General features: G+C 69.2%; 25 protein-coding genes. 9 read left to right on the forward strand and 16 right to left on the reverse strand.

Annotated elements, in window-relative coordinates; all coding sequences use genetic code 11:
• Nucleotides 1-21: 21 nt before the first annotated feature.
• Nucleotides 22-381 (forward strand): hypothetical protein, encoded by a 360-nt coding sequence (locus ACZ6ZD_RS24055; protein ID WP_465675672.1) that lies wholly within the window; start codon nt 22-24, stop codon nt 379-381.
• A 30-nt stretch (nt 382-411) separates the two neighbouring features.
• On the opposite strand, the gene ACZ6ZD_RS24060 is transcribed toward ACZ6ZD_RS24055, so the two are convergent.
• From ACZ6ZD_RS24060 to clpS, 7 genes are all read right to left on the reverse strand, one after another.
• Nucleotides 412-1,359, reverse strand: coding sequence for a PLP-dependent cysteine synthase family protein (locus ACZ6ZD_RS24060; RefSeq protein WP_465675674.1), 948 nt, complete (start codon nt 1,357-1,359; stop codon nt 412-414).
• A gap of 1 nt (nt 1,360) precedes the next feature.
• Nucleotides 1,361-1,639, reverse strand: coding sequence for a MoaD/ThiS family protein (locus ACZ6ZD_RS24065; protein WP_465675676.1), 279 nt, complete (start codon nt 1,637-1,639; stop codon nt 1,361-1,363).
• A gap of 1 nt (nt 1,640) precedes the next feature.
• Nucleotides 1,641-2,093, reverse strand: coding sequence for a M67 family metallopeptidase (locus ACZ6ZD_RS24070; RefSeq protein WP_465675677.1), 453 nt, complete (start codon nt 2,091-2,093; stop codon nt 1,641-1,643).
• Nucleotides 2,094-2,157: 64 nt separating this feature from the next.
• Complete coding sequence (locus tag ACZ6ZD_RS24075; protein ID WP_465675679.1) at nt 2,158-3,135, reverse strand: aldo/keto reductase; 978 nt, start codon at nt 3,133-3,135, stop codon at nt 2,158-2,160.
• 10 nt (nt 3,136-3,145) lie between these two features.
• A complete protein-coding gene (gene ileS / locus ACZ6ZD_RS24080) occupies nt 3,146-6,172 on the reverse strand; it encodes an isoleucine--tRNA ligase (protein ID WP_465675681.1) in 3,027 nt (1,008 codons plus the stop codon).
• 36 nt (nt 6,173-6,208) lie between these two features.
• Nucleotides 6,209-6,760 carry a DUF2017 domain-containing protein gene (locus tag ACZ6ZD_RS24085; RefSeq protein ID WP_465675683.1) on the reverse strand — a complete coding sequence of 184 codons (552 nt, stop codon included), beginning with the start codon at nt 6,758-6,760 and terminating at the stop codon, nt 6,209-6,211.
• Nucleotides 6,757-7,044: an ATP-dependent Clp protease adapter ClpS gene (gene clpS / locus ACZ6ZD_RS24090; RefSeq protein WP_465675685.1), complete on the reverse strand. Its 288-nt coding sequence runs from the start codon at nt 7,042-7,044 to the stop codon at nt 6,757-6,759. Before clpS ends, ACZ6ZD_RS24085 begins: the two co-directional genes overlap by 4 nt.
• 94 nt (nt 7,045-7,138) lie before the next feature.
• Here clpS and ACZ6ZD_RS24095 point away from each other — a divergent pair, with 94 nt between their 5' ends.
• Nucleotides 7,139-8,428, forward strand: a complete 1,290-nt coding sequence (locus tag ACZ6ZD_RS24095) for a nicotinate phosphoribosyltransferase (protein WP_465676091.1) — start codon at nt 7,139-7,141, stop codon at nt 8,426-8,428.
• On the forward strand, nt 8,425-8,874 hold the full coding sequence (locus ACZ6ZD_RS24100; RefSeq protein ID WP_465675687.1) for a MarR family winged helix-turn-helix transcriptional regulator: 450 nt from the start codon (nt 8,425-8,427) through the stop codon (nt 8,872-8,874). The genes ACZ6ZD_RS24095 and ACZ6ZD_RS24100 overlap by 4 nt, the downstream gene beginning before the upstream one ends.
• Nucleotides 8,875-8,936: 62 nt before the next feature.
• Here the strand turns inward: ACZ6ZD_RS24100 and ACZ6ZD_RS24105 are convergent, their stop codons facing one another.
• Genes ACZ6ZD_RS24105 through ACZ6ZD_RS24130 form a run of 6 tightly spaced genes read right to left on the reverse strand, consistent with a single transcriptional unit; the run spans nt 8,937 to nt 14,849 of the window.
• On the reverse strand, nt 8,937-9,446 hold the full coding sequence (locus ACZ6ZD_RS24105) for a hypothetical protein (protein ID WP_465675689.1): 510 nt from the start codon (nt 9,444-9,446) through the stop codon (nt 8,937-8,939).
• Nucleotides 9,447-9,461: 15 nt separating this feature from the next.
• Nucleotides 9,462-10,271, reverse strand: a complete 810-nt coding sequence (locus ACZ6ZD_RS24110; RefSeq protein WP_465675691.1) for an ABC transporter permease — start codon at nt 10,269-10,271, stop codon at nt 9,462-9,464.
• Nucleotides 10,271-11,113 (reverse strand): ABC transporter permease, encoded by an 843-nt coding sequence (locus ACZ6ZD_RS24115; protein ID WP_465675693.1) that lies wholly within the window; start codon nt 11,111-11,113, stop codon nt 10,271-10,273. The genes ACZ6ZD_RS24110 and ACZ6ZD_RS24115 overlap by 1 nt, the downstream gene beginning before the upstream one ends.
• A 6-nt stretch (nt 11,114-11,119) precedes the next feature.
• Nucleotides 11,120-12,328 (reverse strand): ABC transporter substrate-binding protein, encoded by a 1,209-nt coding sequence (locus tag ACZ6ZD_RS24120; RefSeq protein ID WP_465675694.1) that lies wholly within the window; start codon nt 12,326-12,328, stop codon nt 11,120-11,122.
• A 35-nt stretch (nt 12,329-12,363) separates the two neighbouring features.
• Nucleotides 12,364-13,416, reverse strand: a complete 1,053-nt coding sequence (locus ACZ6ZD_RS24125) for an ABC transporter ATP-binding protein (protein ID WP_465675696.1) — start codon at nt 13,414-13,416, stop codon at nt 12,364-12,366.
• Nucleotides 13,416-14,849, reverse strand: a complete 1,434-nt coding sequence (locus ACZ6ZD_RS24130) for a gamma-aminobutyraldehyde dehydrogenase (protein WP_465675698.1) — start codon at nt 14,847-14,849, stop codon at nt 13,416-13,418. Before ACZ6ZD_RS24130 ends, ACZ6ZD_RS24125 begins: the two co-directional genes overlap by 1 nt.
• 133 nt (nt 14,850-14,982) lie before the next feature.
• On the opposite strand from ACZ6ZD_RS24130, the gene ACZ6ZD_RS24135 reads away from it, so the two are divergent.
• Together ACZ6ZD_RS24135 and ACZ6ZD_RS24140 are read left to right on the forward strand one after the other, a co-directional pair.
• Nucleotides 14,983-15,726 carry a FadR/GntR family transcriptional regulator gene (locus tag ACZ6ZD_RS24135; protein ID WP_465675700.1) on the forward strand — a complete coding sequence of 248 codons (744 nt, stop codon included), beginning with the start codon at nt 14,983-14,985 and terminating at the stop codon, nt 15,724-15,726.
• Nucleotide 15,727: 1 nt separating this feature from the next.
• Nucleotides 15,728-16,414, forward strand: coding sequence for a PDC sensor domain-containing protein (locus ACZ6ZD_RS24140; RefSeq protein WP_465675702.1), 687 nt, complete (start codon nt 15,728-15,730; stop codon nt 16,412-16,414).
• Here ACZ6ZD_RS24140 and ACZ6ZD_RS24145 read toward each other — a convergent pair.
• Nucleotides 16,407-17,630 carry a D-arabinono-1,4-lactone oxidase gene (locus ACZ6ZD_RS24145; RefSeq protein WP_465675704.1) on the reverse strand — a complete coding sequence of 408 codons (1,224 nt, stop codon included), beginning with the start codon at nt 17,628-17,630 and terminating at the stop codon, nt 16,407-16,409. The genes ACZ6ZD_RS24140 and ACZ6ZD_RS24145 overlap by 8 nt on opposite strands.
• A 66-nt stretch (nt 17,631-17,696) precedes the next feature.
• Here ACZ6ZD_RS24145 and ACZ6ZD_RS24150 point away from each other — a divergent pair, with 66 nt between their 5' ends.
• Both ACZ6ZD_RS24150 and ACZ6ZD_RS24155 read left to right on the forward strand, forming a co-directional pair.
• Nucleotides 17,697-18,665, forward strand: a complete 969-nt coding sequence (locus ACZ6ZD_RS24150) for a hypothetical protein (protein WP_465675706.1) — start codon at nt 17,697-17,699, stop codon at nt 18,663-18,665.
• A gap of 37 nt (nt 18,666-18,702) precedes the next feature.
• Entirely contained in the window at nt 18,703-19,734 is a 1,032-nt protein-coding gene (locus ACZ6ZD_RS24155; protein ID WP_465675708.1) for a YdcF family protein, read from the forward strand.
• Here the strand turns inward: ACZ6ZD_RS24155 and ACZ6ZD_RS24160 are convergent.
• Together ACZ6ZD_RS24160 and ACZ6ZD_RS24165 are read right to left on the reverse strand one after the other, a co-directional pair.
• Nucleotides 19,727-20,491: a sulfite exporter TauE/SafE family protein gene (locus ACZ6ZD_RS24160; RefSeq protein ID WP_465675710.1), complete on the reverse strand. Its 765-nt coding sequence runs from the start codon at nt 20,489-20,491 to the stop codon at nt 19,727-19,729. The two genes, ACZ6ZD_RS24155 and ACZ6ZD_RS24160, sit on opposite strands and share 8 nt — an antisense overlap.
• Entirely contained in the window at nt 20,488-21,192 is a 705-nt protein-coding gene (locus ACZ6ZD_RS24165) for a FadR/GntR family transcriptional regulator (protein WP_465675711.1), read from the reverse strand. Before ACZ6ZD_RS24165 ends, ACZ6ZD_RS24160 begins: the two co-directional genes overlap by 4 nt.
• Before the next feature lie 82 nt (nt 21,193-21,274).
• Here ACZ6ZD_RS24165 and ACZ6ZD_RS24170 point away from each other — a divergent pair, with 82 nt between their 5' ends.
• Nucleotides 21,275-22,525 carry an SLC13 family permease gene (locus ACZ6ZD_RS24170; RefSeq protein WP_465675713.1) on the forward strand — a complete coding sequence of 417 codons (1,251 nt, stop codon included), beginning with the start codon at nt 21,275-21,277 and terminating at the stop codon, nt 22,523-22,525.
• 5 nt (nt 22,526-22,530) lie between these two features.
• The gene (locus tag ACZ6ZD_RS24175) at nt 22,531-23,916 is read left to right on the forward strand and encodes a carboxyl transferase domain-containing protein (RefSeq protein ID WP_465675715.1); all 1,386 of its coding nucleotides are present in this window, start codon (nt 22,531-22,533) and stop codon (nt 23,914-23,916) included.

Raw genomic sequence — 23,916 nt, forward strand, 5'->3', positions numbered from 1 at the left:
TCGACCGCCCCTCGTGATGTCATGAGCCTGGCGCACCACATCGCGGTGGTGCTGAACACCACCGCCGGACCGAATCCGCAGCCTGACCACGTCGCCGCCTCCGGGCAGACGGCCAATCAGGCTGTCGAAACCAACAGCACGGCCGCGGAGATCGCGTCGTCCCTCGGGCCGACCGGCGTCTTCCTGCTGCTGCTGATGTCGGCGTTCTTCCTGTACGTCGTCTCGTTGTCGCTGCACCCGAACGCCAAGTGCAACCGCTGCAAGGGCGCCGGGCGTCATCACGGCGGCTTCTTCAGTTACGCGCAGCGTCCCTGTACGAGTTGCAAGGGCCGCGGCGTCCACCCCCGGATCGGCCGCCGGATCCTCTTCAAGTCTCCGTAGCGCCGGCTTTCTTCAAGTAAATAAGGGCATTCAGGCCCAGAGCTGACCCTCGAGGCGTTCTTCCGCCTCGTCGATCGTGCCCTCGTAGGCGCCGGTCGACAGGTACTTCCAGCCGCCGTCGGGGACGACGAAGGCGATATCGGCCCGCTCTCCTTCACGGACGCACTTGGCCGCCTGGCCGAGCGCGGCGTGCAGGATGGCGCCGGTCGAGACGCCGGCGAAGATCCCCTCGTTGTCGAGCAGCTCGCGGACCCGCCGGACGGCGTCCCGCGGCCCGACCGAGAACCGGGCGTCGATCAGCGTCTCGTCGTACAGCTCGGGGACGAACCCCTCGTCGAGATTGCGCAGGCCGTAGACGAGCTCGCCGTAGCGAGGCTCGGCCGCGACGATCTTGACGGCGGGTTTGTGCTCGCGGAAGAACCGGCCGCTGCCCATCAGCGTGCCGGTGGTGCCGAGGCCGGCCACGAAATGCGTCACCGAGGGCAGATCGGCGAGGATCTCGCGCGCGGTGCCGTCGTAATGGGCGGCGGCATTCGACGGGTTTCCGTACTGGTAGAGCATCACCCAGTCCGGGTGCTCTTCGGCGACCTGCTTGGCCACCCGGACGGCCTCGTTCGAGCCGCCCGCGGCCGGGGAGGAGATGATCTCGACGCCCCACATCCGCAGGATCTGCCGGCGCTCCTCCGAAGTGTTCTCCGGCATTACACAGACCATCCGGTAGCCGCGCAGCTTGGCGGCCATCGCGAGCGAGATCCCGGTGTTGCCGGACGTCGGCTCGAGGATCGTGTTCCCCGGGCGGAGCCGGCCGTCCTTCTCGGCGTCCAGGAGCATCCGCAGCGCGGCCCGGTCCTTGATCGAGCCGGTCGGGTTGCGGTCCTCGAGTTTGGCCCAGAGCCGGACGTCGTCCGTCGGCGACAGCCGGGGCAGGCCGACCAGCGGCGTGCCCCCGACCGAGTCGAGCAGGCTGTCGAAGCGCACGTCAGCCGCCGGCGACCGCGGGCAGCACGACGACCACGTCGCCGTCCTGGACGCCGGTCTGCAGACCACCGGTGAAGCGCACGTCCTCGTCGTTCACGTACACGTTGACGAACCGGCGCAGCTCGGCCGGCTCACCCTCGACGATCCGCTCCTTGATCCCGGGGTGATTGCCCTCGACGTCGTCGATGAACGCCGCCAGCGTGTCCCCGGCGCCGGTGACCAGCTTCTCGCCGCCGGTGAAGGTGCGCAGGATCGTCGGAACCCGCAACTCGATCGCCATCTCAGTTCTCTCCTGTTTCGCCGTAGGCCGTCACGACCTTGACCTCTTCCTCGGTGACCGCGCCGCCGACGATCCGGAACGACCGGAACTCGACCGGCCCGTCGTACGTGAGCGAGTCGGCCCCGTCCCGCGTCGACACCAGTACGTAGTGCGCGTTCGGCTCCTGCGCGATCGAGATGTCGGTCCGCGACGGGTACGCCTCGGTCGCGGTGTGCGAGTGGTAGATCACCACCGCTTCCTCGTCGTTGTCCCACATCTCGTCGTACAGCTTCTTCCAGTCGTCGCTGTCGAACTCGTAGAACGTCGGGCTCATCGCCGCGTTCAGCATCGGCACCACCCGCTCCGGCCGATCCGACCCCTCCGGCCCGATCACCACCCCGCACGCCTCATCAGGGTGGTCCCGCCGCGCATGCGCGACGATCGCGTCGTACGCCGCCTGCTCGATGATCAACACATCACCACGGTACGGCGGCGGCCGGACCGAGCCCGCCAACCCGGAATCGCGTCCAGTATGTGGACTACCAGCGGTCGTGGATCTGGGGGCGGATGAGGTCGTCGTAGATGTCGCGGACGGCGGCCTGCTGGGTGTCGTCGAGCGGGGACAGGCTGGCGGCGGCGGTGTTTCCGGCCACCTGCTCGGGGTTGCGGGCGCCGGGGATGACGACGGAGACGCCGGGCTGGTCGATGATCCAGCGGAGGGCGAACTGGGCCATGGTGGCGCCGGCCGGGAGCCAGGGCATCAGGCGGCGGACGGCTTCGAGGCCGGTGCCGAAGTCGACGCCGGAGAAGGTCTCGCCGACGTCGAAGGCCTCGCCGTTGCGGTTGTAGGTGCGGTGGTCGTCGGCGGCGAAGACGGTGGTCTCGTCGTACTTGCCGGAGAGCAGGCCGCTGGCGAGCGGGACGCGGGCGATGATGCCGACACCGGCCGCCTGGGCCGCGGGGAGGACCTCGTCGAGGGGTTTGAGGCGGAGCGCGTTCAGGATGATCTGGACGGAGGCGACGTTGGGCCGCGCGATCGCGGTCAGCGCCTCGGCGGTGGTCTCGACGCTGACGCCGTACGCCGCGATCCGGCCCTCCTCGACCATGGCGTCGAGGTCGTCGAAGACGGCGTCCGTCGAGTAGACCGCGGTCGGCGGGCAGTGCAGCTGGACGAGGTCGATCGTGTCGACGCCGAGGTTCTGCCGGGAGCGGTCGTTCCAGGCGCGGAAGTTCGCCGGGTTGTAGTTCTCCGGGAGCTGTTCGACACGGCGGCCCATCTTGGTGGCCACGGTCAGGCCCTCGTGCTCCTTGCGGATCTGCCCGACCAGGCGCTCGCTGCGGCCGTCGCCGTACACGTCAGCGGTGTCGATGAACGTGACGCCGCTCTCGACAGCCGACCGCAGAACGGCCAGCGCGTCGCTCTCGTCGACCGAACCCCAGTCGGCGCCCAGCTGCCAGGCGCCGAGCCCGACCACACCCACGTCCCGACCGGTTCGTCCCAGCTTCCGCGTCTCCATACCGCCAACCCTAGGAGGTCAGCTGAACGCTCAGCTCAGGACCCTCCACCGTGGTCAGCTCGGCGGCGGAGGTCTCGCCCGTGATCAACGCACGGTGCGCCGCGACGGCTGCGAGCACCTCCCCCGGCCCCTCGACAGTCACCCGCACCCGATCACCAACCTCGAGCCCGGCGTCCCGCCGCGCCTGCTGAATCGCGCGGACGACGTCCCGCGCTGTCCCCTCCGCCGCCAGCTCAGGCGTGATCGTGGTGTCCAGGACGACGAAGCCGCCACCCGGCAACAACCCACTCGCCGCGGCGTCCGCCGCCAGCGTCGTCTCCAGCGTGTACTCGCCCTCGACCAGCTCGATGCCTCCAGCAACCACCACGTCAGCCGCGGAGACCGACCAGTCCCCGCTCTTCGACGCCTTGATCGCCGTCTGCACCGCCTTCCCCAGCCGCGGCCCGGCGGCCCGCGCGTTCACCGTCAGCTGCTGCGAAACCGGCGCGTCGACCGCATCCACCGACGTGAGCACAACCTCGCGCACGTTCACCTCGGCCGCGATCAGCCCGGTCAACGCATGCAGGTCAGCCGACGTCGCCACGGTCAATCGGTGCAGCGGCTGCCGAGACCGGATCCCGGCCGCCTTCCGCAGCGACGACGCGACCGAACACACCACCCGAGCCTGCTCCATCCGCGCGACCAGCTCCGCGTCGTCCGGCAGGTCACCGGCGTCCGGCCAGTCGGTCAGGTGCACCGACCGCTCACCGGTCAGCCCGCGCCAGATGTTCTCGCTGACCAGCGGCAACAGCGGCGCGACCGTCCGGCAGAGCGTCTCGAGCGCGGTGTGCAGCGTGTCGATCGCGGCCGGCTCCCCGGCCCCGAAGCGACCTCGCGACCGCCGGATGTACCAGTTGGTGAGGACGTCGACGTACGCCGTCACCGCGTCACAAGCCGACGCGATGTCGTACCGATCGAGCTTCTCCTGGACGTCGGTGACCAGCAGCCGCAGCCGGGCGAGCAGATACCGGTCCAGCAGGTCCGGCGACCGGGTGTCGCGGCGGGCCTCCCGGCCGGCCGCGTTCGCCGAGAGGGCGAAGAAGGACCACGCGTTCCACAACGGGATCAGCACCTGCCGAACGCCCTCGCGGATCCCCGCCTCGGTGACGATCAGGCTCCCGCCGCGCAGGATCGGGCTCGACATCAGGAACCAGCGCATCGCGTCCGCGCCGTCCCGGTCGAACACCTCCGACACGTCCGGGTAGTTGCGCAGCGACTTGGCCATCTTCTGCCCGTCGCTGCCGAGCACGATCCCGTGGCTCAGGCACGACTTGAACGCCGGCCGGTCGAACAACGCCGTCCCGAGGATGTGCATCGTGTAGAACCAGCCGCGGGTCTGACCGATGTACTCGACGATGAAATCGCCCGGGAAATGGCTGTCGAACCACTCGGTGTTCTCGAACGGGTAGTGCACCTGCGCGAAGCTCATCGACCCCGAGTCGAACCACACGTCCAGTACGTCCGGCACCCGGCGCATCGTCGACTTCCCGGTCGGATCGTCCGGGTTGGGCCGGGTGAGCCGATCGACGTACGGGCGGTGCAGGTCGGTCACCGCGACGCCGAAGTCGCGCTCCAGCTCGGCGATCGAGCCGTAGACGTCGACCCGCGGGTACGCCGGATCGTCCGACCGCCAGACCGGGATCGGGCTGCCCCAGAAGCGGTTGCGGCTGATCGACCAGTCCCGCGCGTTCGACAGCCACTTGCCGAACTGGCCGTGTTTGATGTGCTCCGGCGTCCAGGTGATCTGCTCGTTCAGCTCGACCATCCGGTCGCGGATCGCGGTCACCTCGACGAACCAGCTCGACACCGCCTTGTAGATCAGCGGATTCCGGCAGCGCCAGCAGTGCGGGTAGCTGTGCACGTAGCTGTCCTCGCGGACCAGCGCGCCGCTCGCCTCGAGGTCGCGGATGATCGGGCGGTTCGCCTCGAAGACGTGCAGACCCTGGTACGGCGGGACGACGCCGGTGAAGCGGGCGCCGTCGTCCACGGTCAGGATCGTCGGGATGCCGACGGCGTCGCAGGCGAGCTGGTCCTCCTCGCCGTACGCCGGGGCCAGGTGGACGACCCCGGTGCCGTCGTCGGTGGTGACGTGGTCGGCGGCGATCACCTGGAAGGCGTTGGGCGTGCCTTCGAAGAAGCCGAACAGCGGGGTGTAGCGCCGGCCGATCAGCTCGGCGCCCTTGAGCCGGCCGATGATCTCGGTGAGCCCGTACGCCGCGGCGCGGGCCTCGGCGACGATGACCGGACGCCGCTCCTCGTCGTACGCGACCACGTAGTCGACGTCCGGGCCGACGGCCATCGCGAGGTTGCTGGGGAGCGTCCACGGGGTCGTCGTCCAGGCGAGCAGGCGCTCACCGGTCTCCAGCTCGACCGCGACCGTCACCGACGGGTCCTGCCGGGGCTGGTAGACGTCGTCGTCCATCCGGAGCTCGTGGTTCGACAGCGGGGTCTCGTCGTTCCAGCAGTACGGGAGCACGCGCAGGCCCTCGTACACCAGGCCCTTGTCATACAGCGTCTTGAACGCCCAGATCACCGACTCCATGTACTCCGGATTCAGCGTCTTGTAGTCGTGGTCGAAGTCCACCCAGCGGGCCTGCCGGGTGACGTAGGCGCGCCACTCGTCGGTGTACCTGAGGACCCGCTCCCGGCAGACCGCGTTGAACTTCTCGATCCCCAGCTCGAGGATCTCCGCCTTCGTCTTCAGCCCCAGCACCCGCTGCGCCTCCAGCTCGGCCGGCAGCCCGTGCGTGTCCCAGCCGAACCGCCGCTCCACCCGAGCGCCCCGCATCGTCCGGTACCGCGGCACGAGGTCCTTGACGTACCCCGTCAGCAGGTGGCCGTAATGCGGCAACCCGTTCGCGAACGGCGGGCCGTCGTAGAAGACGAACTCCGCCTCGCCCCGCACGGAGGCCCGGAAGGTGTCATCCGCCTCCCAGTACGCCAGCACCTCCCCTTCAACCCCAGGAAAGTCCGCCGCGCCAACCCTCGGATAGCTCACCCCCGCATGCTACGCAGGCGACCCCGGGGCCCTCCGTCAGCGCATGTTGTGGAGGAGGGCCGACTGGAGGTAGCCGAGCCAGTCGTAGAGGTCGTAGGTGAGGCGGCGGGGGTCGTCCTCGGGGAGCTTTTCCCAGGTTGCGTAGTCGTTGTCGTCCTCGATGCCGAGGCGGGTGCCGATGGCCAGGCGGAGGTCGTTGAGGGCGCGGAGCCAGGAGAGCTGCTCGTCGGGCTCGAGGGCGATCTCGTCGGCGCCGGCCGACTCCAGGGCGGACAGGACGCGTTTGGCGTCGGTGATCTTGCCGTCGCGCAGGCCGCGCTCGGTGAAGCGGCGGAACTCGGCCGAGGCCAGGTCGTCGGAGCCGTAGGCGTCCGGGAGCAGGCGCTGCAGGACGATGTCCTCGGGCGGGGAGGTCGGGCCGTCGGAGTCGAGCAGGGCGGCCAGCGGGTCGCTGGACTGGGTGGCGCGCGGCGGCAGGCCGTCGTACAGGAGCTCGACCAGATTCCGGAGCAGGTTGGCGAGGATCTCGGCCTCGTGCTCGGCGAAGCTGACCGCGACGATCTTGCGCCGCTTGCGGAAGCGCGTCACGACTTCTCGCAGGTGGCCCACAGGCCGTAGGAGTGCATCGCCTCGACGTCGCGCTCCATCGCCTCGCGGTTACCGTTCGACACCGCCGACTTCCCCTCCTCGTGGACCTGCATCATCAGCTTCTCCGCCTTCGCCTTGGAGTAGCCGAAATGCGTCTGGAAGACGAACGTGACGTAGTCCATCAGGTTCACCGGGTCGTTCCAGACGATCGTCACCCACGGTGGGCTGAGCTCGATCGCCTCGTCGACCTCGGGGCTGTCGAGTTCGCTGGGTGCGGTGGTCACCGGTCCATTCTCTCCATCATCGGATCTGATCTCGCAATAGGCTGCCCTTGTGAACACCTCGACCGCGCTCCTGACGGACCACTACGAGTTGACCATGTTGCAGGCCAGCCTCGCCGACGGCACGGCGCAGCGCCGCTCGGTCTTCGAGCTATTCGCCCGCCGCCTGCCCGACGGCCGCCGGTACGGCGTGGTGGCCGGCGTCAACCGGCTCCTCGACGCGCTCGAGGACTTCCGCTTCGACGAGCGGGCGATCACCTTCCTGGCCGATCGCGGCGTCGTCGACCACACTACCCGGGACTGGCTGGCGAACTACCGGTTCTCCGGGGACATCGCCGGGTACGCCGACGGCGAAATCTTCTTCCCCGGCTCCCCGGTCCTGGTGGTGGAGTCGACGTTCGCCGAGGCCGTCCTGCTGGAAACCGTCTTCCTGTCGATCCTGAACCACGACTCCGCGGTCGCCTCGGCCGCCTCCCGGATGACGTGGTGGGCCGGCGGCCGGCCGTGTATCGAGATGGGCTCGCGGCGGACCCACGAGGAGGCGGCGGTCGCGTCCGCGCTGGCGGCGTACGTCGCCGGGTTCGCGACCACCTCCAACCTGGAGGCGGCCCGCCGGTACGGCATCCCCAGCGCCGGGACGTCGGCGCACTCGTTCACCCTCCTGCACGACACCGAGCGGGAGGCGTTCACCTCCCAGGTGGATGCCCTCGGCAAGGGCACCACGCTGCTGGTCGACACCTACGACGTCGCCGAGGCCGTCCGGACGGCGATCGAGCTGACCGGCCCCGAGCTCGGCGCCGTCCGGCTCGACTCCGGCGACCTGCCGTCGCTGGCCGGGCAGGTCCGCGAGCAGCTCGACGCGCTCGGCGCGACCCGCACCCGGATCATCGTCACCTCCGATCTCGACGAGTTCCAGATCGCGGCCCTCGCGCCCGCGCCGGTCGACGGGTACGGCGTCGGGACGTCGCTGGTCACCGGCTCCGGCTACCCGACCTGCGGTTTCGTCTACAAGCTGGTCGCCCGGGAGGACGCGAGCGGCGCGATGGTCCCGGTCGCGAAGAAGAGCGTCGACAAGATCTCGATCGGCGGCCGCAAGTGGGCGTTGCGCCGGCGCAACGCCGCCGGGGTCGCCGAGGCCGAGCTGGTCGGCGTCGGCAGTCTCCCCGAGGACGACGGCGACGACCGTGAGCTCCTCCGCCCGCTCGTCGAATCCGGCGAGATCATCGGCCGCACCACCCCCGCCGAGTCCCAGGCCCACCACCTCAAGGTCCGCGACGAGCTCCCCCGCTACGCCAGCCAGCTCTCCCGCGGCGAGCCCGCCCTCCCCACCCAGTACGTCGGCGACTACATCTCCGCCAACCCCTTCACCCCACGGCAACCCAAATGACCTCCACCGAGGTCGGGGAATGGGAGGTCCTGGTCGCGCTGCGGTTCGCGGACCGGGCGGCGCGGAAGGCGGTGGCCGACGAGCTGGTCGGGAGCGGCCTGCACATCGGCCAGGAGCTGGTGCTCGCGAAGCTGCTGCGCCACGGATCGTTACCGGTGGCCAAGCTGGCCAAGGTGCTGGACGTCGAGGTGCCGACGGCAACGAAAACCACCCAGCGCATGGAGGCCGCAGGCCTGGTCCGACGCGTGAAGAGCACCACCGACGCCCGCCAGGTGGGCATCGAGCTGACCGCCCAGGGCACCGACCTGGCGCACACCGTGACCGGCATCTACGAACGAGCCGCCGCCCGAGCCCTGGCCGACCTCACCACCCAAGACCGCCGGCAACTGCGCGACCTCCTCTGGACCGTCACCACCACCCTCGAAGGCAACCCGAACGACAGGTAGTACCTCCCGACCGCCGCCAATCCGCGGCCGCCCCACGCGTGGCACGCGGTCTACGCACCCATCTACGTCCTGTTGTTCGTGCCGCGGCGGAGGGCGGCGATGACGATGAGCGGGACGCCGATGACTACGCCGACCACGAAAGAGCCGAGCGCGCCTGCCAGCGGCAGCACGAGGCCGTCGAAGGCTGTGCGAGGGGTGACGTAGTACGGGCGGGCACCCACGTAGAGCGGGAGAGTGCTGTCGGCACAGGTCACGGTGACGGTCTGGGGCGGGACGGCAGCCCTGGAGTGCGCGATCACGTAGTACTTCGAGCCGCCGGCCGAGTAGTTGTCCGTCGCGACTTCCAGCGAGATGTCGGCGCCGGCCGCATCCTTGGCCTGGCACCAAGTGCGCTTCCCGGCGTCCGTGGTCGAGATCGTCAGCCCGCCGTCCTTCAGCGACACCGATCCGTTGCCGAGCGGCACCGGCTCGGGTGCCGACCCGCGGACGGCGGACCAGGCGAGGAGCCCGCTCCCGACCAGTCCCAGCGCAACGAACGCGATGCCGATCCAGAGCAGCAGCCGACGGGACATGCCCCGAAGAATAGGTCAGCGACCGGGTCCTACTGAGTCGGTGTCGCCGGAGAGGCGTTGGGCGAGCCAGACGGGGACTACCGAGATGACGATGAGGGCCGCGGCGACGACGTTGACGATCGGGGCCTGGTTGGGGCGGAAGAGGTTGTTGAAGATCCAGATCGGGAGGGTCTGCTGGTTGGCGCCGGCGGTGAAGGTCGTGACGATGATCTCGTCGAAGGACAGGGCGAAGGCGAGCAGGCCGCCGGCCAGCAGGGCGGAGCGGATCATCGGGAAGGTGACGAGCCGGAAGGTCTGGAAGGCCGAGGCGCCCAGGTCCGCCGAGGCCTGTTCGAGCTGCAGGCCGGTCCGCCGCAGCCGCGCGATCACGTTGTTGAAGACCGTCACGATGCAGAACGTCGCGTGGGCGACCACGATCGTGATGAAGCCGAGCTCCAGCCCGAAGATCGTCCGGAACGCGTTGTTCAGCGCGATCCCGGTGACGATCCCGGGCAGCGCGATCGGCAGGATCACCAGCAGCGAGACCGTGTCCCGGCCGTAGAAACTGAAGCGCTGCAGGGCGAACGCGATCATCGTCCCGAGCACCAGCGCGATCGCCGTCGCCGCCAGCCCGACCCGCACGCTCACCCACAACGCGTCGAGCGCGCCCTGGCTCTCGGCCGCCCGCCGCCACCACTCCAGCGTGAAGTCCCGCGGCGGCCAGGCGAAGGTCTTGTTCACGTTGAACGAGTTCACCAGCACCAGCAGCAGCGGCACGTAGATCGCCAGCAGAATCAGCCCAGTCAGGACCCGCAGCACCATCCGGGTCGGTCCGGAGATCGTCATCACAAACTCTCCATTGCTCCGGTACGCCGAACCGCGGCCAGGTACACCAGCATCACCACCACCGGGATCGTGGCCACCGCCGCCGCGAACGGCAGGTTGTTGGCCGCCCCCACGTTGTCGTAGACCACGTTCCCGAGCAGCTGGTTCGTCCCGCCGACGATCCGGACGGCGATGTAGTCGCCCAGGCTCAGGCTGAACGTGAAGATCGACCCGGCCACCATCGCCGGGATCACCACCGGAACGATCACCCGCCGGATCGTGTGCCCGGTCCGCGCGCCCAGATCAGCCGATGCCTCCAGCAACGAATTCGGCAACCGCTCCAACCCGGCGTAGATCGGCAGGATCATGTACGGCAACCAGAGGTACGCCAGCGTCACCACAGTTGCCGTCAGCCCGTATCCCGGCGACTCCAGCCCGACCGCGTTGAACGCCGACGACACCAGCCCGCCCTCGGAGAACATCCCCCGCCAGGCGTACGCCTTCACCAGATACGAAGCCCACAAGGGCATCAGCACCGCCACCAGCAGGAACCGCCGCAACCCCGGCCGCGCCACCTTCGACATGTACAACGCGATCGGGAACGCGACCACCGCGTCGACCAGGGTCACCAGGACGGCGACCCCGATCGTCCGCAGCGCGATCGTCCGATACACGTCCTCGGTGAACAACGTCCGGAAACTGTCCAGCGTCCACTGCCGCTCGATCGTCCCCGTGAACCCGTTCTGCGTCCACAGAGCCGTGACGAACAACGCCGCCAGCGCCCCGAGGTACGCGACCCCGAGCCACAACATCGGCGGACCGAGCAACAACGCGAGCCGAACCCGCGGATGGCGGTGCAACATGCTCAGCTATCCCTTGATCGAGGTCCAGGCTTGCGTCCACTTGGCGTAGTCGGCGCATTTCACGTCGGTACGGCCGTCGAGGCACTGTTCGATCGGCGTGGTCCAGTACCAGATCTTCTCGGAGTAGGACTGGTCGCCGGCGTGGAAGGTGGCGCAGTGGGACTTGTCGGTGGTCTCGGCGCAGGCCTTGCCGTTGGAGGGCGATTCGCCGAAGTACTCGGCGACGGCGGCGTTCGCCTTGGGGCTGACGATGTGGTTCATCCAGAGGTAGCCGCAGTTCTTGGACTTCGAGGTGGCGCTGAGCATCCAGGTGTCGGACCACCCGGTGACGCCCTCGGTCGGCACGGTGACGTCGACCGGGACCTTCTCACCCTTGGCGACGTTCGCGATCACCTGCCAAGTGGTCCCGACGACGGAGTTGCCGCTGGTGAAGGCCTGGACCTCCTTGAGGTAGTCCGACCAGTACTCCGAGACCAGGCCCTTCTGCTGTTTGAGCAGGTCGACGGCCGCGGTGAACTGCTTGTCGTCGAGCGCGTACGGGTTCTTGATCCCGAGGTCCGGCTTGGTCGCCATCAGGTACATCGCCGCGTCGGCGATGTAGATCGGCGAGTCGTACGCCGTCACCGCGCCCTTGTACGGCGAGTTGGCGTCGAAGACCACGCTCCAGGACGTCGGTGCCGGCTTCACCTTGTCGGTGCGCCACATCAGCAGGTTGGCGCCGTAGCCGTGCGGGACGCCGTACATCTGGCCCTTCACCGAGTTCCACGGCCGGTCCTTGAGGAACGGGTAGACGTCGGCGTAGTTCTTGATCAGATCGGTGTTGACCGGTTCGACGACACCGCCCGCGATCAGCCGCAGCGACGCGTCGCCGGACGCCGAGACGACGTCGTACTGGCCGGTCTTCATCAGGCTGACGGCCTCGTCGGAGGTGCCGAACGTCTTCACCGTGACCTGGCAGCCGGTCTCCTTCTCGAACGACGAGACCCAGTCGACCTTCGGGTCGTTCGAGCCGTCCTCGGCGTACCCGGGCCAGGCGAGCACGCTGAGCTTGCCCTCGCCGGCGCCGAGCGTGTCGAGCTTCTTCAGATCCGGCGGCGTGAAACCGCCGCCGGTGTCGGTGTTCCCCGAAGCGCCGGAGTCGCCGCCGGACGTGCCGCACGACGCGACGAGCAGGGCGAGCACTGCGACGCTCACCGCTGCGAATGACTTCTTCATTCGATTGCTCCTTGCCAACTTGGTGGGGGCGGGGACTACTGGCCGCCGATCTCGACGGCGTGTTCGCGGTGCCAGGTGAGGCGGACCTGGGCGCCGCGAAGTTCGAGCTTGTCCTGGACGGAACCGCCTTCGTTCTGCTGCAGGACGAGCAGCGACCCGCCGGCCTCGAGATCGACCACGGACTGCGTGGCCGCGCCGAGGTAGACGACCTCCCGGACGACGCCGATCGCCGTACAGCGACCGGGTTCGGCGGGGGTATCGGCGGGTTGCAGCCGGATCTTCTCCGGCCGCACGGTGAAGACTCCCGGGACGCCGATGATCGCTTCCGCGACGGCGTCCGAGAGCAGGTTGGACGTCCCGACGAAACCGGCCACGAAGGCCGTCGCGGGGCGTTCGTACAGCTCGGCCGGGCCGGCCAGCTGTTCGATCCGGCCGCCGTTGAACACGGCGATCCGGTCGCTCATCGTCAGCGCCTCCTCCTGGTCGTGGGTGACGAACACGAAGGTGATGCCGACGTCGCGCTGCAGCGCCTTCAGCTCCAGCTGCATCTCGCGGCGCAGCTTCAGGTCGAGGGCGCCCAGCGGCTCGTCGAGCAACAGCACCTTGGGCCGGTTGACCAACGCGCGCGCCAGCGCGACTCGTTGCCGTTGGCCACCGGACAGCTGGCTCGGCTTCCGGTCGCCGAACCCGCTCAACCGCACGGTTTCCAGCGCTTCGCCGGCCTGCGTACGCCGAGTCCGCCGATCGATGCCCTTGACCCGCAACCCGTACTCGACGTTCTGCAGCACGCTCATGTGCGGGAACAACGCGTAGTCCTGGAAGACCGTGTTCACATCCCGCGCGTACGGCGGCCGCCCGGTGACGTCGACCCCGCCGAGCAAGATCTGCCCGGCCGTCGGCTCCTCGAAACCGGCGATCATCCGCAGGACGGTCGTCTTCCCGGAGCCGGACGGCCCGAGCATCGAGAAGAACTCACCCTCGGCCAGGTCGAGGTCGACGCCGTCGACGGCGATCACGTCGCCGAAGCTCTTCCGCAGCCCGCGCAGGCTGACCGCTGTGCCCACTCGTTCCTCCACCAGCGCGCTCATCAGATCGCCGACATGACGTGCTTGATCCGGGTGTAGTCCTCGACGCCGTACAGCGAGAGGTCCTTGCCGTGGCCGGAGTGTTTGAACCCGCCGTGCGGCATCTCGGCGACCAGCGGGATATGGGTGTTGAGCCACACACAGCCGAAGTCCAGCGCTGCCGACATCCGCAGCGCCCGCGAGTGATCCGTGGTGAAAACACTGGACGCGAGCCCGTACTGGACTCCGTTCGCCAGCTCCAGCGCCTCGGCCTCGTCCGCGAAGGGCTGCACGGTGATGACCGGGCCGAACACCTCGTCCTGGATCATCTCGTCGTCCTGCCGCAGCCCGGTGACCACGGTCGCGTCGAGGTAGTAGCCGTCGGCAAGCTTTCCCCCGGCCCGCGAGCCGCCGAGCGCGATCGAGCCGTGGGCCGGCATGCGGGCCAGGAAGCCGCGGACCCGGTCGAGCTGCAGGCTGCTGTTCAGCGGACCGAACAGCGCAGCTTCGTCGTCCGGCAGGCCGGGCCGGGCGTTCTCGCGCGCCCAGGAGGTCAGGGCTTCGACGAAGGCGTCGTGGACGGAGTCCTCGACGAGGACTCGGCAGGCCGCCGTGCAGTCCTGGCCGGCGTTGAAGTAGCCGCCGACGCCGATCGCCTCGGCCGCGGCGGCGAGGTCGGCGTCCGCGAAGACGACGGCCGGGGCCTTGCCGCCGAGCTCGAGATGGGTTCGTTTGAGGTCGAGCGCGGCCGTCGAGGCGACCTCCGAGCCGGCGCGGGTCGAGCCGGTGATGCTGACCAGGCCCGGCGTCGGATGCGCGACCACGGCCTGGCCGGTCGCCCGATCGCCGCAGACGACGTTGAAGACCCCGGCGGGTAGGACGTCGGCGGCGATCTCGGCCATCAGAACCGTGCTGACCGGAGTCGTCTCAGCAGGTTTCAGGACGAGAGTGTTGCCGGCGGCAAGGGCCGGGCCGATCTTCCAGACCGCCATCATCATCGGGTAGTTCCAGGGCGTGATCTGGCCGACGACGCCGATCGGCTCGCGGCGGATCCACGACGTATGACCGGCCAGATACTCACCGGCCGACTTCCCTTCCAGCAGCCGGGCCGCACCCGCGAAGAACCGCAACTGGTCGACCATGACCGCGAACTCTTCGTCCCTGGTCAGGCCCAGCGGCTTACCGGTGTTCTGCGACTCGGCGGCGATCATCTCGTCGGCGCGCGCTTCCAGAGCGTCCGCGAACCGCAGGAGCATCCGCTGCCGCTCGCCCGGCGTCACACCGGCCCAGCTCGGTACGGCGGCTGCCGCGGCGCCGTACGCCGCGTCGACGTCCTCCTCGCTCGACAGCGGCGCCGTCCCGAACACCTTGCCGGTGGCCGGGTCGATCAGCTCGCTGGTCGCACCGCTGAGCGCGTCTCGCGACGCACCGCCGATCAGATTTCGCACAGTTCGCATTGCTCACTCCCAGTGCTGCCACGACTCGTGCGGGTTAACATATGAAATCAGATGTTAAAGTTCAAGTGCATGGCAAGGCTAGACGTCAGGGAGAATGGGCGGGATCTGTTCTCCAAGCGTTAAGGGGTGCCCAGTGGCGGTGCGGTTCTACGGCAGTGGCGCGGCGGCGGTCTTCGCACCGCTGGAGCCGTTGAGCCGTTCGGAACTGGTGGCCCGCCGGCTCACCGACGCGATCGCGCTCGGCCTGATCCCCGACTCCGAGCAGTTACCCGGCGAGTCGGACCTGGCCGGCATCTTCGGTGTCTCCACCACGACGATCCGCGAGGCGCTGTCCGCGCTGCGGCTGCGCGGGCTGATCGACACCCGACGCGGGCGCGGCGGCGGCAGTTTCGTCCGGGCGCAGGAGGACATGTCGTCGACGCTCGTCCGGGCGCGGCTGGAGGAGCTGAGCTTGGCGCAGCTGCGTGACCTCGGTGACCACTACGGCGCGATCGCCGGGACGGCGGCTCGCCTCGCCGCCGAGCGCGCCACGCCGGACGACGTCCGCCGGTTGGCCGCGGTCTGCGACGCGCTGGAGGACGCCGAGGGGCCGGGCGCCCGGCGGCGGGCCGACGCGCAGTTCCACATCGAGGTGGCGGCGACCGCGCAGTCCACCCGGCTCTACCGGGCCGAGGTGAGCCTGCAGGCCGAGGTCGGCACACTGCTGTGGCTGGCCTTCGGCGACGACGACAGCCACCGGCGTACCGTCGCCAGCTGCCGCGAGGTCGTCGCGGCCATCGAACGAACGGACGGCGACGCCGCGCGCGCCGCCGCCGAAGAGCGGGTCGCGGACTCGACGGCCCGGCTGATCGACCTCAGACTGGCTTTGGAGGACTGAGATGAGCACTCACGTTGCGCAGGACACCGCCGCCGTCGCCGAGCTCGTCGGCGCCCTGGCGGGCGAGGCGTTCGGCCTGGCCGAGCGGATCGCCGCCGCGGCCGCCACCACCTTCACCAGACAGCCGACCGTACGCCGAGGCGACCTCAAAGGCATCGCCGCACTCGTCCGCCCGGCCATCGACGCGCCCGGCAGCCCCATCCAGGGCGCGGGTTTCGTCGCGGCCGTCGACGCGCTCGCCGACTCCCGCTGGTGGCTCGAGTGGTTCATGCGCAACAACGGCAAGGCCGAGCGCCTCCTCGTCGACACCGACCCCCGCGGCGACAACTTCTACGACTATGAGTCCCTCCCCTGGTACGACGTCCCGCGCAACACCGGCCGCCGCCACATCACCGGCCCCTACGTCGACTACCTCTGTACCGAGGACTACACCCTCACCTTCACCGTTCCGGTCGTTGCCGGCGGCGCCTTCGCCGGCGTGGCCGGGGCCGACGTCCGCGTCTTCACCTTCGAGAAGGCCGTCCTGCCGTGCCTTCGCGCCACTCATCGAACCGTTGCCGTGGTCAACGACCAAGGTCGCGTCGTACTGAGCAACAGCGCTCGCCACGTCAGCGGCACGCTGCTCAGAACGACCGAACCGCCGACCCCGATCGCCGACCTCCCGCTCAGCCTGGTCGAGCTCAGCTAGGCAGGAAGGTGTCGAGGTATTCGTTGCGGAACTTGGCGGCGGGGTCGTGGCGGGCCGCCAGCGCGATGAAGTCGGGGACTTTCGGGTAGCGCGCGGCGAGGGTGGCGGCGTCCGCGGCGAAGACCTTGCCCCAGTGCGGACGGGCGTCGAGCGGAGCCAGCGCCTCCTCCAGGGCGCCGAGGACCGGACGGACGGCGGCCTCGTCCTGGATCCAGGTGAAGTGCAGGGCGACGGTGTCGCGGCCCTGGCTAGGGCTGAGCCAGAGATCGTCGGCGGCGATCGTGCGGACCTCGGAGACCTGGATGACGTTGGCGAATTGGTTGCCCAGGGCACGGAGTACGTCGACCGCCTCGGCGGCCCGAGCGCGCGGAACGAAGTACTCGGACTGCAGTTCATCGCCGTTGCTGGGGGTGAACTCTAGACGGAAGTGCGGGAGGCGCTCGTTCCACGGGCCCGGGACGCCGCCCTGCTGGGTCGCGAAACCGGCCGGCATCGCCTTGATCGGATGCCGGGGGCCGTCGGCAACTTTCGCGCCCAGCCACTCGGGCTCGAAGCCGGCGGACTTCTGTTTCCGCCAGACCATCACCTCGGGGTCGACCCAATCGGTGAACGCGCTGACGCTGTAGGCGCTGCTCAGCACCGCGTCGAAGTCCGCCGCCAGCCGATCGATCGGCAGGGCGTCGTACACGACCTGACTGATCTCGTACGCCGGTTGCACGTCCAGGGTCAGGCTGACCGTGACGCCGAGCGCGCCCAGGGAAATGACCGAGCCGTTGAAGTCGGGGTCGTCGCGGGTCAGCGTGACGAGATCGCCGTCCGCGTTGACGAAAGTGATCGCGTTGACGGCGTCGGCGAGCGGGCCGTTGGCGTCACCGGAGCCGTGCGTCCCGGTGGCGCAGGCGCCGGCGACCGAGATGTGCGGGAGCGAGCCGAGGTTGTGCAGCGCGAGGCCCCGCGCCTGCAGGGCGGCGGTGATCTCGCCGTACCGGAGGCCCGCCGAGACGGTGACGCCGTCCGGGCCGATGTCGATCACGCGCGGCAGGTCGGCGACGGTGAGCAGCGTGCCGGTGGTGTCCGCGATCCGGTTGAACGAATGACCGGTCCCGAGGACGCGGACCCGCTCGGACGCGGCGACCAGCGCCTGCAACTCGGCCACGGATCGTGGCCGCTCGAGCACGCTGGAGAACTCCACATTTCCGGCCCAGTTCGCCACCACGGCGGATCCCTTCGTCGTACCAGCCTGCTTTGACTCTTTCACACCCCAGCGCGTTAGGGTCGACCAATGCGATTCACGATGACCCGCCCTCGACTCGCCCTCACTCTCGGATTGGCCGGCGCGCTCGCCACCGGTGGTGCGATCGTCGTCGCCGTGAAGGGGCCGGCCCAGTCGGCCGAGGCCGCGATCAGTTGTGACACCAAGGCCGGCGGTGCGCACTTCTACGACGGGCCGTCGGCGTCCAAGAAGTACGACAGCCGGTTCAGCAACAGCGCAGCGCTGCCCAAGCTGGGCACGCATGTCCCGCAGGGGATCGGCACCTGGTGGAACTGGTCCGGCTCGAAGAACCTGCTGCTCGTCACGATGTACCACAAGGGCCAGAACTCGCTGATCGTCGGGATCGACCCGGCCACGAACAAGGTCGTCGGCGATGTCGCGATCGCCGAGACGCACGGCGGCGGGATCACCACGTCGAAGGGCTGGGCCTTCGTCCAGGGCAGCACCAACGGCATCCGCAAGTACAAGCTGTCCACGCTGGCGGCCGCGATGAAGAAGGCCGGGACGCCGTACGTCAAAGCGGTCGGCTCCGAGCGCAAGGTCTACGGCGCGTCGTTCCTGACCAGCTACGGCGACTCGCTCTGGTCGGGCAAGTTCAACGACAAGGGCCGCGACAAGATGTACGAGTACAAGATCGCCGCCAACGGCACCCTGACCACGGTCAACCGCGCCTGGGAGATCCCGACCAAGACCCAGGGTCTGCTGGTCACCAAGAACCACTTCGTCTACAGCACGTCGTACGGGCGCGACAAGCTCAGCAACCTGTACGTCGTCCGCCGCGGGCAGACCGATCTGGACAAGGCGAAACTGTCGTGTTTCCGGGCCCCGAGCATGTCCGAGGGGATCACCGAGTTCGGCGGCCGGGCGTACCTGGTGTTCGAGTCCGGCACGTACCCGTACCGGTCGGACCCGAAGACCAAGAACGTGATCACCCGGCTGCACAAAGCGACGATTTCGTCACTGACCAGCCTGGCGTGACCTGATCGGGCGTCATCCGATGGTTGGATGGCGCCCGATGAACATCCGTGACGCGCTCAGCCAGTACCCGTTCCTGATTCCGTTCGCGATCGCCGGGTTCTGGTTCCTGATCTTCCTGATCAGCTTCCTCTACGACCGGCGGCTGTTCCGTAACAGCATCTTCCTGGTGCTGACGCTGATGTTCGCGGGGCTCGGCGGGATGTTCGCGATCGCCACGGTCAGCCGGACGCTGGCCGAGATCGTCGCGGTCGGCATCCTGGCGCTGATCCCGATCCTGATCGGCGTCCTGGCGATCTTCCTGGTCGTCAACGGCGTGACGATGATCCGGCGCGAGGGACGGCGGCCGAAGAACCTGCTGTCGCTGGCGGCCGGTATCGGCATCTTCGGGCTGGTCATCTTCGGCGCGGTGTCGCAGGCCCTCGACTGGCGGCCGCTGACCGCGTTGATGGCGGCGATCACCGGCGTCCTGACCTACGTCTCGTTCCTGTTCGGCTGCTTCCTGATCTACGCGTTCGTCTACAGCCGGGTCCGCTCGTCGCGGAAGATCGACTTCGTGATCGTGCTCGGCTCGGGGTTGCGCGGCTCGCGCGTCCCGCCGCTGCTGGCCAGCCGGCTCGACCGCGGCCAGCTGGTCCGGGACCGCGCCGTCCGGAAGGGCCGCGATCCGATCATCATCGTCTCCGGCGGGCAGGGCCCGGGTGAGGACGTCGCCGAGGCGCACGCGATGGCGGCGTACCTGATCGAGCGCGGGGTGCCGGAGGACCGGGTGATCCGCGAGGACCGGTCGACCACGACGACCGAGAACCTGTTGTTCAGCCGGGAGCTGATGGTCGCGCTGAAACCGAAGTACCGCTGCCTGATCGTGACGAACAACTTCCACGCGTTCCGGGCCGCGCTGACCGCCCGCAAGGCCAAGGTGAACGGGCAGGTGGTCGGCTCGCCGACCGCGCGCTACTTCTGGCCGACGGCGACGATCCGGGAGTTCGTCGCGATCCTGGTCAGCCACAAGTGGATCAACGGGATCATCATCGGCGGGTTGTTCCTGCTGCCGTTCGTACAGTTCATCTGAGCATCAGGACGGCGGCGAGGATGCCGGCGATCACGATCAGCGTCCGGAGCAGGCCGCCCGGGATCCGGCGGCCGATGTGGGCGCCGGCGTACCCGCCGACGATCGAGCCGGCCGCCAGCAGCGCGGCCGCCGTCCAGTCGATCTCGGCGATCACGACGAAGATCGCGCCGGCGACGACGTTCGCCGCGAGCAGGGACAGGGTTTTCAGGCCGTTCACGACGCGTAGCTCGAGATCCAGGCCGAGGCCGAGCACGGCCATCATCATGACGCCGGCTCCGGCGCCGAAGTAGCCGCCGTACACGCCGGTCAGCGCGGTGAAGACGTAGGTGGCCGGTGACATCGACGTCCGCAACCCGTGCGGCTGATCGCTCCGCGCCCGCAACCAGCGCGAGATCCGCGGCTGCGCGCCCACGATCAAGCAGGTGAACAAGATCAGCCACGGCGCCGCCGCCGCGAACACCCCCGCCGGCAACGCCAGCAACAACACCACCCCGCCGATCGACCCCACCGCACAGATCGCCACCACCGCCACCGTGATCGCCCGCGGCACCTCCCGCAACTCCCGCCGATACCCGAACGACCCCGACAACGCCCCCGGCAACAACCCGATCGTGTTCGAAACATTCGCCACCACCGGCGGAATCCCCAACGCGATCAACACCGGAAAACTCACCAGCGAAGCAACCCCCACCGTCGAAGTAAGAATCCCCGCCCCAAGCCCGGCCGCGATGACGGCCAGGTGCTCCGCGCCGGTCACTGGGAACGCTCGCGGAGGAGGGCTACGTCGGAGACGAGGAGGACGTGGGCGTGCATGGCGGCGGCTGCGGCATCCGGGTCGCCGGCGGCGATGGCTTCGGCGATTTTTTGGTGGCCGGCGAGGGAGTCGCGGGGGCGGCCGGGTTGGGAGAGGGATTCGAGGCGGGTTTCGCGGATGAGGTCGTGGATGGTGCCCATCATTTGGGCGAGGAGGGAGGAGCGGGCGGCCTCGGTGATGGCGCCGTGGAAGCGTTCGTCGGCTTCGACGCCGCGGCCGCCGGCGGCGATATCGGCTTCCATCTCGGCGAGGGCCGCGCGGATGGCGACCAGGTCGGCGTCGGTACGGCGGGCCGCGGCGAGGGCGGCCAGTTTCGTCTCGAGGGCGTCGCGCGCCTCGATCACCTCGGGGAGGCGGTCGGCGTGGGCGCGGATGGCGTCGATGACCGGCCCGGTCCGCGCGCGTTCGGTGAGTACGGTCCCGTCGCCGTGCCGGACGACGACCGCGCCGATCACCTCCAGCGCGACCAGCGCCTGGCTGAGCGTCGCCCGGCTCACCCCGAGCCGCTGCGCCAGCTCGCGCTCCGGCGGCAACCGGTCGCCCGGCCGCAGGCCGTTCTCGGTGATCCACGTGCTGATCTGATCGGCCACCTGCTCGTACAGGCGGGATCGCGGCACCGGACGGGGAGGTGGCGGCAAGTCCATGACCCCAACCTTATTGACAGATGGCTCATTGGACTATTGGCTAGGCCACTGAACCAATACTACTGTGAGGTAGGGCACGGATATGGGACCTGAATGGGTGGCAATCCTGGCGCTGGTCGCGCTGTTCGTGGTGGGCACCGTGCTGCCGATCAACATGGGCGCGCTGGCCTACGTCGCGGCGTGGCTGGTCGGGATGTACTCGCTGAAACTCAGCGAGAAGGAGATTCTGGCCGGGATCAGCGGTGATCTCGTCCTGACGCTGATCGGCGTCACGTTCCTGTTCGGGATAGCGAAGAACAACGGGACCGTCGACCTGATCGTCAGAGGGGCCGTCCGCGGGGTGGGCGGGCGGGTCGCGCTGATCCCGTGGGTGATGTTCGCGGTGACCGCCGTGCTGACCGCGATCGGCGCCGCGAGCCCGGCCGCGTGCGCGATCATCGGCCCGATCGCGCTCGGCTTCGCCGCGAAATACCGGATCAACCCGCTGATGATGGGCATGTTCGTCGTACACGGCGCGCAGGGCGGCGGGTTCTCGCCGATCAGCATCTACGGCACGATCACGAACTCGGTGATGGCCGACAACGGCCTCCCGAACAGCGAGCTGACCGTCTTCCTGTCCAGCCTGGCCGTGAACCTCGTGATGGCGATCATCCTGTTCGTGCTGCTCGGCGGCCGCAAACTCCTCTCCCAGCGCGCCGACCAGACCGAGCCGGCAGCCGTCGAAACACCGCTCGGCGCACGCCGGGACCAGATCCTGACGCTGATCGCGTTCCTCGGCGTCGCGGTCGTCGCGCTCGTCTTCGACAAGAACATCGGCTTCGTCGCGATCACCGCCGCCGTCGTCCTCGCGATCCTCTCCCCGACCAAGAACAAGGACGCCGCCAAGCAGGTCGCCTGGCCGACCGTGCTGCTCGTCGCCGGTGTCAGCACCTACGCCGCGATCCTCACCGAGGCCGGCTCGCCGCAGTTCGTCGGCAAGTGGGCGGCGGGCCTCGGCGCGGCCGTGATCGGCGCGCTCGTCCTCTGCTACGTCGGCGGCGTCGTCTCCGCGTTCGCCTCGTCGACCGCGCTGCTGCCGGTGATCATCCCGATCGCACTCCCGCTGATCGCGCACGGCCACCTGAACGCCGGCCTGTTCGTCGCGGCCCTCGCGGTCGCCTCGACGATCGTCGACGTCAGCCCGTTCTCCACCAACGGCGCGCTGATGCTCGCCAACCGGCCGGACACCATCACCGAACCCGTGTACTACAAGCAGATCCTGACCTACAGCGTGATCGTGGTCGTCGTCGGGCCGCTGCTGGTCTGGGCCGCGCTGGTGGCGCCGGGATGGTGACCACGATGAGCGCCGCGCAGGGGTTGATCGACGCGTTCCTCGACGACGGCTCGTTCGAGTCGTGGGACCAGCCGGCCGTCCACGTCGCCGATCCGGAGTACCAGGAGCAGTTACGCCGGGCCGCCGAGCGATCCGGGACGGACGAGGCGGTGCTGACCGGCCGCGGCACGGTGCACGGCCGGCCGGTCGTCGTCCTGGTCAGCGAGTTCGCGTTCCTGGCCGGGTCGATCGGCCGGGTCGCCGCGGAGCGGATCACGACCGCCGTACGCCGAGCAACCGCGGAAGGACTCCCGATCGTGGCGTCGACCGCCTCGGGCGGGACGCGCGTGCAGGAAGGGGCGCCGGCGTTCGTCGAGATGATCTCGATCTCGACCGCGATCATGGCGCACAAGGCGGCCGGGCTGCCGTACCTCGTCCACCTACGGCACCCGACGACCGGCGGCGTGTTCGCCTCCTGGGGTTCGCTCGGCCATGTGACCGTGGCTGAGCCGGCTGCGCTGACCGGGTTCCTCGGGCCGAAGGTGTTCGAGGCCTTGCACGGCTCGCAGTTCCCCGAAGGCGTGCAGACCGCGGAGAACCTGGCCGCGCACGGGGTGATCGACGGCGTCGTCACGATGGCCGACCTGCCGGTGCTGCTCGACCGGGCGCTCGGCGTCCTCGTCGATCCACCGGTCGCGCCGCGGTTGCCTCGGCGTACCGGCTCGATCGACCCTGGCGACGCCTGGGCCTCGGTACTGCGCACCCGCCGTCCGGAACGGGCCGGCGTCCGCGACCTGCTCCGGTACGGCGCCACCGGAACCGTCCGACTCACCGAGCCGGACGCGAGCGTGCTCGTCGCGCTCACCCGCCTCGACGGGCAACCATGTGTCGTCGTCGGCCAGGACCGGTCGCAGTCCAAACCGATGGGCCCGGCCGCGCTCCGGCAGGCCCGCCGCGGGATGAACCTGGCCGAGTCCCTCGGCCTGCCCTTGGTAACGGTCATCGACACCCCCGGCGCCGAACTCTCACCCGCAGCCGAGGAAGGCGGCCTGGCCGGCGAGATCGCCCAATGCATCGCCACCCTGGCCACACTGACCGTTCCAACCCTGGCGATCCTGCTCGGCCAAGGCACCGGCGGCGGCGCCCTGGCCCTCCTCCCCGCCAAGACTGTCATCGCGCCCGAACACGCCTGGCTCGCCCCACTCCCCCCAGAAGGCGCCAGCCAGATCGTCCACCACGACCTGGACCACGCCGCGACGATGGCACGCCAACAGCGCATCACCGCCCTCGACCTGCACCTCAGCCGAACGATCCATCAGCTCATCCCGGAGGACGACGCCGACACCGCGCAGTCCTTGGCGGTGGCCGTCGCCGCGGAAGCAGCCGCCCAACTCAGCCGCCAGTCGGCGTAA

Source organism: Kribbella sp. NPDC104218 (assembly GCF_055584105.1).